Genomic DNA, 9,790 nt, shown 5'->3' with positions numbered 1-9,790 from the left:
AGCACCTGCCGGAGCGCGCCCGGCCCGGTCCCGGCCGCACGGCCTCACTTGACGAAGTCCTGGACGACCTTGGGCGGCCAGATCCCCACCTTGAGGACGCCCATGGAGTACGCGCGCGACACCAGGGCGGCCCGGTTGGGCACCCTGAGCTTTCGCAGCAGACAGGTCACGTGGTACTCGACGCCCTGGCGGCTCAGATAGAGCCGGGCGGCCAGCGGGACGGTGGAGACGCCGGCCGCGATGCCTTCGAGGATCCGGGCGTCGATCTCGCTCAGGATCTTCTTGCGGCTGCTCGCGACCTCCGGGTCCGCGGCCTCCCGGCGCGCCGACATCATCACCAGGATGGAGGAGAGTTCGGGCGTCCCGCCCTGGACGGCCACGGCCGTGAGCGGAACGGTGAACGCGTCGCCCCCCGCCCCCACCGCGATGACCTCGGTGGCGAAGCGGTCACGGCGGCCCTCGACGAGGCCGGCGAACTGCCGCAGCAGCGGCTGGTGGACGCTGGGGTGGACCAGATCGCAGAAGGTGCGGCCGCACAGACCCGCTGCGGAGTTCCCGAACTGCCGGAAGAACTCCTGGGTGGCCTCCTGGATCGTGAGTGTCCGATCGAGACAGGCCATGTTCAGGCCCGGCTGGTCGAGCAGTGGGTGGACCTGGGCCGACCCGGCACGGTCGGACTCGACGGCCGGCGCCGCGGTCGGCGCCAAGTCCTCCAGGACGGGAGCGGAAATCGCCAAGGAACTCATTCCCCTTCACGAATTCAAAAGCACGGGAGCCTTGTCGGCACGGAAAGCGGTACCCGCCGCACCGGTGCCATTTCTGCGGGCAACACGATGGGGTACAAAAGAGAGCCTAGATTTGCGCGGCGATTCCGGTCAATGCGCCCAGGCATGTTCACCGCCAACCCCGTGGTCGATCACCGGTACGGTTCGGTCCGCATCCACACCTTCGGAGGTTCGGTACGGTGCGGTGCCCCGCACACCGCCGATCACCCCCGTGACCAGCGAATACCCGAAACGCCGGACCGCCCGCCCGGCCCCGCCGCGGGGGGCCGAACGGGCGGTCACCGAACCGCCGGGCGAGGAGTGCGGGACTCCCCCGCCGCACCTCACCGACAGGCGGCCTGCGCCCCGCCGAGGAGCGCGGTCAGCTCACGCCGGCCGGATATCCCGAGCTTCCGATAGGAGTTCGTCAAATGCTTCTCCACCGCACGCGAACTCACCCCCAGTGACTCGGCGATCTCCTGATTGGTCAGCCCGCCGCCCACGAGCGCGCCCACCCGCCGCTCGGCGGGGGTCAGCACCGCCCCGGCCGGCGAGCCGATCGCGGCGCCGCTGTCCGGACCGGGCCAGGGGGTGCCGCAGGCGGCCGCCAGCTCGGCGGCTCCGCGCAGCATCGCCTCCGCCTCCGCACCCTGCCCCAGCCGGCTCCCCAAGGACCGCATCGCACGGGCGAGTTCGAGCTCGTTGGCGGATCCCCGCAGGATCTCGACGGCCTCGCGCAGCAGCTCGGTCCCCGCGCTGCCGTCGCGCAGCCGGCCCTTCAGCCGCAGCGCGCGGCCGATGCCGACCGGCGCACCCCACGCGAGGGCCTCGGCGTACTCCTGCTCGGCGAGCGCCTGCGCCGCGTAGGAGTCACCGAGCAGATGGGACAGGGTGATCGCCCAGGGCCGCCACGGGAACAGCACCGGATTGCGCCAGCCCGCCGCCACCAGCTCCCGGCCGCAGGCCAGCGCCGTCTCCAGGGCCTGCTCCCGCCGGCCGCGCTGTGCTTCGACCGACACCTGGAGGAACCGGAGCATCGCCGTCTCGAACAGGCCCGCCGGCGGTCGACGGGCGGCCTCGGCCAGCACCCGCTCGGTCAGCACGCTGTCCCGCCCCTCCAGGGCGACCGCGGCCAGTGCGGCCGTGGCGAGCGCACCGCTGCGCTGCCAGTCGGCCCCGGCCAGGTCGAACGCCCGCTCACCGTGCTCCCGCGCCAGGGCCAGCCGCCCGCAGGCGAGTTGGACCAGCGCGTGCTCGGCGTGGCCGAGCGCGTCGGCGGCCGCGCCGGACTCCCGCCTGGTCCGTTCCCGCGCCGCCAGCCAGGCCTGGACGGAGCGCGTCGAGTCCGCGCCGACCAGGGTGGACACGACGAGCGGCAGCACCGAGTGCGCCGGCGCCGAGGTGGCCGGTTCGCGCTCCAGGATCCGGTGGGCGTGGCGGGCGACCTCGGCGGCCGGCAGGCTGCGGCCGAGCGCCGCCGCGTCCAACAGGACGGCCAGCAGCTCGCGTTCGGCCCCCGTACAGACCGGTGGCTCCTCACCCAGAGCGCGCAACCGGGCGACCGCGGCGGCCAGTTCGGCGCCGTCCTCCCGCGCGCAGTACCGCAGTCGCGCCTCCATCCGCAGGGCGACCGCACGCGCCGGGCCCCGCAGCAGGTCGGCGGGGCCCAGCTCCCCGGCGGTCTGCCGCAGCACGGCCAGCGAGGACCGGCCGACCGCGCCCACCACACCGGGCGCGAGGCGCAGCGCCGCGGCCGCCCGGTCGGTGGCGGTGGCCAGCAGCGGAATCGCCTGGGCGACGTGCCGCTCCCCGGCCGCCGGGTCGAAGGCGTGCTCGGCGGCCGCGAGTTCGATCAGCAGCCGGGCCCGGTCCTCGTCCTGCTCGGGGCTGTCCAGCAGCGCGCGCAGCAGGTAGCGGGCGGCCGTCTCGGGGGCGCCGCGGCGCAGCGCGCTCTGCGCGGCGGTCCGGAGCACCGTGACCACCCAGGCGTGGCCGGCCGCCGGAACGGCCACCAGCTGGGCGGCGACCTGCTCCGCCGGGCGCCCGCTGCGGTACAGCAGGTCCGCCGCCGCTTCCTGCCGGCCGGTCCGCTCCGCCATGGTCATCGTGGACTCGATCGCGTCCTGGACCACCCGGTGGACGAAGCGCGGGGTCTCCTCGTCGGCGAGCAGGCCCAGCCGGCGGAGCGCCCGGGCGGCCGCGGCGCAGCCGCTCCGGTCCAGCCGGGCGAGCGCCGCGACCAGCCCGGGGTCGCTCTCCTCGCCGAGTGTCGCCATCGCCGCGGCGAGGTCCCGGACCGGCTGCGGCTGGGTGCGCAGGCAGCCCGCCAGCCGGTCCCGCAGCCGGGCCGGGCGCAGTCGGCGCACCGTCCCCGCGTGTTCGGCGGTCGGCCGGGCGCCGAGCGCCGCCAGCCCCGACAGCAGGGACGTCAGGAACAGCGGATTGCCCGCAGCGCTCTCGTGGCAGGCCCGGGTGAACTCCTCGTCGCCCGGCTCGCCGAGGTGGCGTTCGATCAGCAGCCCGGTGGCGGCGGGTGACAGCCGGCCGGGGATCGGCAGGCGGCGCATCCCGCCGGTCGCCTCGCGCAGCAGCGGGTCGGCGGACGCCGGATCGCCGCCCCGCAGCGTGCAGACCAGGACCGCCCGCAGGTCGCGCAGTCGCACGGTGAGGCGGGCGAGCCAGCCCAGCGACGCCTGGTCGGCGTACTGCAGGTCGTCGATCAGGATCAGCAGCGGGGTGTCCGCGCCGACGGCGGCCAGGAGTGCCGGCAGGCCTTCCTGCAGGGCGTCGGCGTCGGGGCCGGCCTCCGGAGCGGCGTCCGGCTCTCCCGAGGGCGGGAGGTCGTCGTGGACCGGCCGGCCGGCGGCTCCGGCCTCGCGCAGCCGGCGCTCGCGCTCCGGCCCGGGGGTGGCGGCCAGCAGGCTGTCGAACAGCTGGCGGACCACGCCCAGGGGGAAGTCCTGCTCCATCGGCGCCGCGTGGGCGCGCAGCACCCGCACGTCCTGCGCCGCGGCCCGGGCGGCCAGTTCGGTCAGCAGCGCCGACCGGCCGATCCCGAGCGGGCCGGTCACCAGCAGGGCGGACCCGCCCCGCCCGCTGTCGCGGAGCGCCTCCCGTACGCGGGCCAGTTGGGGGTCCCGTTCGAGCAGCATCCGTTCAGCGTCCTTCCGTCGCGCGCAGGAGCGCGCACAGCTCCTGGCGGCCAGTGATTCCGAGCTTGAGGTAGGTGCGGCTCAGCCGGAGCTCGACCGTGCGGGTGGAGACCGCGAGGACGCCGGCCGCCGAGCGGTTGGTGTGCCCGCGCCCGACGAGCCGGGCCGTCCGGCGCTCGGCCGGGGTGAGGGTGTCCCAGAGGGTGTGGGCCCCGCCGCACGACCGGGCGGAGCTCGCCAGCTCCTGCGCGAGGCGGTGGGCCCGTGTCGCCACCGGCCCGGCCGGACGGGTCGCGTCCTCGAACGCCGAGAGCTCCGCGAGCGCGGCCGCGGCGGCGCGGCGGCCGCCCTGCGCCAGTTCGGCCGCGCACTGCTCGGCCAGCGCCCGGGTGTGGACCGGCCCGCCCGGGCCGGCCGGTCCGGCAGCCGCCGTCCGCACGATCCGGCGCAGCGCGGCGGGCCGGTCGGGGCCCTCGGCCGGCCCGGCGCACAGCTCGGCCCAGGCGAGCGCGCTCGGCACCCCCCACCGCCGGGCGAGCTGCAGCTCCGCGCGGTTCAGGCGTCGCGCCTCCTGCTCGTCCCCGAGCTCACGGCAGGCCCGTGCGGCGAGCGAACGCCACGGGAGCAGCGCCGGGTTGACGTGGTGGCGGTTCAGCAGCCGCCGGCCGGCCTCCAGCAGGAGCTCCCTGGCCTCCTGCGGCCGCGCCTCGGCCGATGCCACCAGCGCCCGGGCGAACAGCAGCCCGGGCCAGTGGTCGCCGGACTGCGCGGCGTCGGGCAGCGGCGCCGCGGCCAGCGCCCCGGCCGTGCCCAGCCGGCCCGACTCCAGCTCGACGACGATCCGGACGGCTCGCAGGTACGCCAGGGTGGCGGCGTTGCGGCCGACCGGCCGCAGGGTCCGCTCGGCGGCGCCGAGGTCCCGTTCCGCGGCGGCCGTCCGGCCGCCGCGCAGCCGCAGCTCGGCCCGGACGGCGAGCACCGGAGCGAGCCCCACCAGGAGATGACGGTCCGTCAGTTCGGCGAGCAGGGTCGTCAGTCCGGCTTCGGCCTCGTCGTGGTCATCGGTCAGCATCAGGGCTTTGCAGGCAGCCAGGCGCGGTTGGAACAGCCCGCCGCCGGCCTCGTCGCCGACGGCCGCCCGCCCGGCCAGCGCGGTGCGGGCAAGCTCCCTGACCCGCTCCGGGCCGTCCCCCGCCAGGGCGAGGTGCCAGGCGCGTACCCCGGCCTGCGCGGGCGAGGCCGGGGGGTCGGGCAGCGCGGGCACCTCGGGCGGGAACGACGCGGCGCCGTCCGGCGGGGTCGCGTCGGCGGACCAGTACAGGGCGATCAGATCGTCCCGTTCACGGCCCCGGCTCGCGGGCAGGACCTCGGCCACGGACCGGCGCATCGCCTCGGCGTCCCCCCAGCCCAGGGCGAGGTCGGCCGAGCGGACCCGCAGGGCGGCGGGCGTCTCCGGGCCGCGGACGATGCCGCCGAGCCGTCGGTCACCGGCCTCCGGCGCGCTCAGCAGTTCCGCGACGGCCAGCTCCAGGCTCAGCCGCCCGCGCGTCCGCGGGTCGCCCTCCTGCTCCAGCGCACGGGCGAGGAGGCCGGTCGCGCGATCGGGCTCGCCCTGGCGCAGTGCGGTCAGGCCGGCGCGGCGCAGCACGGCCGCTGCCCAGGGCGCCCCGGTCGCTCGCGCGCCCAGCAGCAGGGCGGCGACGTCCTGGTCGTCCGCCGCGGCCCGGTGGGCGAGTTCGGCGGCCTCGGCGTGCAGCACGGTCCGGGCGGCCGCGGTCATCTCCTCCAGGACCCGGACCCGCGCCACCCGGTCCAGCCGCGGCCGGCCGGCCGACGGGCGGACGAAGCCCGTCGCCTCCACCGCCGCCCGCAGCCGCGCCTCGCCCGGCGCGGCCACCCCGGCGAGCCGGCACACGGCGGCGAAGTCCAGCAGTTCGCCGCAGACGGCCAGCGTCCGGACGACGGCGGCCACCTCGGCGCCGAGCCCGCTCAGCACCCGGGCGACGTGGTCCCCCATGGCGCCGTGGCCGATCGCCCGCAGCTCGGGCGCCCGCACCGCGACCGGCTCGTGGCCGAGTGCCGCGAACTGCCGCAGCGACTCCCGGATCACCGCGGGGTGGCCGGCGGCGACCTCGTGCAGGACCGCCGTGAAGTACGGCTCGCCGGCCCGGCCGCAGAACCGCGCGACCTCGACGGCCGCGGCGGCGGCGTCCAGTGGCGCCGGCCTGAGCTCGCGCGCCACGACCTGGTCCGGTGCACCGGCGGGCAGGCTCAGCCAGTCGGGCCCGTCCGCCGTGACGCCGCTGCCGCCCGCCAGCACGGCCACCGGCAGCTCCGCCGACCGCCGGACCAGGGCGGACAGCCAGCCGAGCGACCCGGCGTCGAGCCAGTGGGCGTTCTCCACCGCCAGCAGGGTGGGCCGCTGCCGTGCGGCGGAGGCCAGTTCGGCCAGCCCCGGCAGCTCCGGACGGCCCGCCGGCCGAGGTGGCTCGCCCCACCGGCCGCCGTCGCGTACCGGGCGTGCGGCCGCACCGTCCGACGGGCCGTCCGACGGGCCGCCCCGCGCGTCGTCCCGCGTGCCGTCGAGCGGCGCGAGCAGCCGGGCGAGGGCCCCGTGGCGCACCTCGCGCTCGAACCGGGCCGCACGGACGCGCAGGACCCGCAGCCCGCTGCGCTCCGCGCGGTGGGCGGCCCAGCGCACCAGCCCGTTCTGGCCGAAGCCGGGCGGGCCGGTCACCGTGGCGACGGCGGGCCGGCCCGCCCGGAGGCCGGCGAGCAGCGCCGTCAGGGTCAGCCGCTCGGTCTCCCGGTGGATCGGCTCCCGGTCCGCCGGGGGCGCTCCCCAGGCGGTGGCACCGGCGGGGAGAAGGGCGAATGGCACAGTCATGGTCAGTCCCAGGCCTTCGGACGATCGTGCGGTTCGTTCCGGACCGGCGCGCTCGCGGTCCCCCGGGTCAGCAGCGGCCGTCCGGCACCACGACGGCCCGGGCGGGCAGCGCCGAGGCCAGCGCGGCCCGGTGTCCGACCCCGAGCTTGCGGTAGACGTTCGTCAGGTGGGTCTCCACGGTGCGCACCGTGACGAAGAGGGTCTGCGCGATCTGGCGGTTGCTCGCCCCGCCCGCCACCAGGCCGGCCACCTTGCACTCCGCGCCGGTCAGCATGTCGACCCGCGAGGTGGTGATCTCGCGCATCCGGCCGCCGGCGCTGATCAGCAGCCGGCGGGCCGCTCTGGCGAGGGCCAGCGCCCCGCAGCACCGTGCGCGGTCGGCGGCCGCCCGCAGGTGCTCGCGGGCACCGGCCTGGTCACCGATCGTCAGCAGGGCCCGGCCGAGCGCGTACTCGGCCCGGGCGTGCTCGGCCGCGGCCGGCGAGCAGGACAGCCGCGCGACGGCCTCGGCGAGCAGCTCGACCCCGGGGCGCCCGCCGGTGATCACGCCGCGGGCCAGCGTGGCGAGCCCGAGCCCGCGCGCCGTGCCCCAGCGCTGCGCCGACTCGGCGCCGTGCTCCGCGTACTCCCGCGCCGCGTCGGGGCGGCCGAGCGCGGCGAGGATCTCGCAGGCCGGCGACCACCACGGGGCGAACACCGGGTTCACCAGGCCCGCCTCGCGCTGGGCCCGGCCGCTCTCGACCAGCAGGCCCAGCGCCCCCTCGCCGTCGCCGACGGCCCACCGGGCCCGCGCCCGCGCCAGCAGGTACGGGTGGTAGTCCAGGACCGAACCCTGGGGCTGCGGACGGGCGATCCCGCCGAGCACCTCGTCGGCGGCCCCGGTCTCGCCCCGGTCGAGCAGCGCCGAGGCCAGCACCACCCGCGGCAGGGCCAGCCGGGCGCCGCAGCGCTCCTCGCCGACGGTCTCGATGACGGTCCGGGCGTCGGCCATCGCCTCGGGGATCGCGCCGATCGCGTAGCGGACCAGGGCCCGGCCGGACAGCGCGAGCGCGCGGGTCCATGCCGCGTGCTCGCCCTGCCCGTGCCGCAGCGCGCGTTCCAGCACGGTGAGCGCGTCCGGGGTCTCGTCGGCCAGGCCGAGCGCCACCGCCGAAGTGATCAGCGGCCAGTTCTGCCCGACCGGGCCGGCGGCGTTCACCACCCGCCGGGCGTGGTCGACCGTCACCTCCCGGGAGCTGCCGTACAGCGCGGAGAGCAGCGCGCTCAGGGCGTGTCGCTGCTGCGAGGCCGCGCCGTCGGTGTCCGGCCCGGCCGGCTGCTCCACGCGCCGGCGCAGCGAGGCGACCGTGCCGCGGTCGGCCGAGCCGGTGATCAGCAGGACCGACTCCACGGCCGTGCGCAGTTCGTCGTCGGGCCCGAGCTGCGCCCGCAGGGTGCGCAGGATCGCGGCGAGTTCCCGGGCGGCGGCCGGCGCCTGGTGGGCGGCCAGGCAGGTCATCCCGTACTGGACCGCGATCCTGGCCCTGGCCCGCACGTCGGCGGCCCGCGCGAGCGCCTCCCGCAGCAGCGGAACGGCCTCGATCGGGTCGGCCTGGGCCAGTGCGTCGGCCAGCCGCAGGCGCACCGCGTCGTCCTGCGGCTCGGCCTCCAGCACCCGGTGCAGGTACCCGGCCGCACTGCCGGGCGCGCTGCGGGCCTCGGCCAGGGCGGCCGCCTCGCGGAGCACCGTCACCATCCACGGCTCGGGGGTGCCGGGGAGTTGGAGCAGGCACCCGGCGACCTGCTCGGCCGGGCGTCCGGCATCGCTGAGCAGCAGGGCCGCCCTGGCCCGGAGGCGGGCGAGCTCCTCGGCGCCGAGCGGGTCGAGGACGGCGCGGCGCACCGCTTCGTCCATCCGGGCGGGGTGCCGGGCGGCGACGAGTTCACCGCGGCGCAGCAGTCCCAGGGCGTCCCGGACCAGGCCGTCGGGGATGCCGGCCAGGGCGCCGACGAGGTCCGGCGAGTCCTCGCCGAGCACCGCGGTGGCGGTGGCCACCGCACGGACCCAGGCGGGCATCCGGGCGAGCCGGCCGTGCACGGACAGCGCGACCAGCCGGCCGCCGAGTTCGGCGGCGCGCTCCGCGCCGTGGGCGTCCGGCCGGACGCCCTCCGCGCAGAGCGCGCGCAGCAGCCGGGTGGCCCGGCGGGGGTTGCCGCCGGAGCAGGCGGCGACGCGTTCGGCGAACGACGGCTCGACCGGTGCCCGGTAGACCTGCCGCGCGATGGCGCCGATCTGGGCGAGGCCGAGCGGGCCGAGCCGCACCGTGGCGTACGCGGGCTGGGCGGCGAGGTCGGCCCAGGCCTGCGGGGCGGCCGGCTCGCCCTCGGTGCGCCGGGCGAGGAGCACCAGCAGCGGCAGGCCCTGCGCCCGGCGCAGCGTGAAGTCCAGCCAGCGCAGGGACTGTTCGTCGCAGGCGTGGGCGTCGTCCAGGACCAGGACCAGCGGGCGGTCCGCCGTCAGCCTCAGCACGAGTGCGTGCAGGTGGTGCAGCACCCGGTAGTGCGCGGCGGCCGGGGAGCGGTCCGCCACGTCCTGGCCGGTGAGGCCGAACCGGCCGAACAGGGCCAGCGCCGCACCGTAGCCGGGCCCGACGGCGGTGCGTCCGCAGGCGCCGTGCGAGACCGTCACGTCCCGGTCGGCCGTGCCCTCCAGAAAGGCCCGCAGGAGCCGGGTCTTGCCCATTCCGGTCGCCCCGGATATCGCCACCAGACCGGCCCGGCCGCGGCAGGCGGCATCGAGCCGCGTCTCCAGCGCTTTCAGCTCGCCGGTCCGGCCGGCTATCGGGGTGGGCAGCACCGCGGTGGCCGCGCGATTCATGAAAGCAATCCCCCCGTCACCCGAGCGAAACAGTCCGGGACTCACCATTCCCGGGAACATTTCGAGCGCTGCACCACAAAGGTGCGCGCCCTGCGTCAGACTACCCTCCGTCGACGATCCGAACCATATG

4 protein-coding genes are annotated in these 9,790 nt (G+C 77.6%); all 4 read right to left on the bottom strand.

What is annotated here, in order from left to right:
* Positions 1–44: 44 nt before the first annotated feature.
* The 4 genes from ACWDRR_RS40810 to ACWDRR_RS40795 all read right to left on the bottom strand — a co-directional run bounded on the left by ACWDRR_RS40810 (position 45) and on the right by ACWDRR_RS40795 (position 9,660).
* Positions 45–731 (bottom strand): LuxR C-terminal-related transcriptional regulator, encoded by a 687-nt coding sequence (locus tag ACWDRR_RS40810; RefSeq protein WP_449777374.1) that lies wholly within the window; start codon positions 729–731, stop codon positions 45–47.
* 377 nt (positions 732–1,108) lie between these two features.
* Positions 1,109–3,916 carry an ATP-binding protein gene (locus ACWDRR_RS40805; protein WP_449777373.1) on the bottom strand — a complete coding sequence of 936 codons (2,808 nt, stop codon included), beginning with the start codon at positions 3,914–3,916 and terminating at the stop codon, positions 1,109–1,111.
* Positions 3,917–3,920: 4 nt separating this feature from the next.
* Positions 3,921–6,803, bottom strand: coding sequence for an AAA family ATPase (locus ACWDRR_RS40800; protein WP_449777372.1), 2,883 nt, complete (start codon positions 6,801–6,803; stop codon positions 3,921–3,923).
* A gap of 67 nt (positions 6,804–6,870) precedes the next feature.
* Positions 6,871–9,660 (bottom strand): AAA family ATPase, encoded by a 2,790-nt coding sequence (locus ACWDRR_RS40795; RefSeq protein WP_449777371.1) that lies wholly within the window; start codon positions 9,658–9,660, stop codon positions 6,871–6,873.
* Positions 9,661–9,790: the final 130 nt, after the last annotated feature.

This window comes from Kitasatospora sp. NPDC003701 (assembly GCF_053587085.1).
The sequence above is the reverse complement of the archived record's forward strand: the minus strand, read 5'-3'. Positions and strand labels throughout refer to the sequence as shown.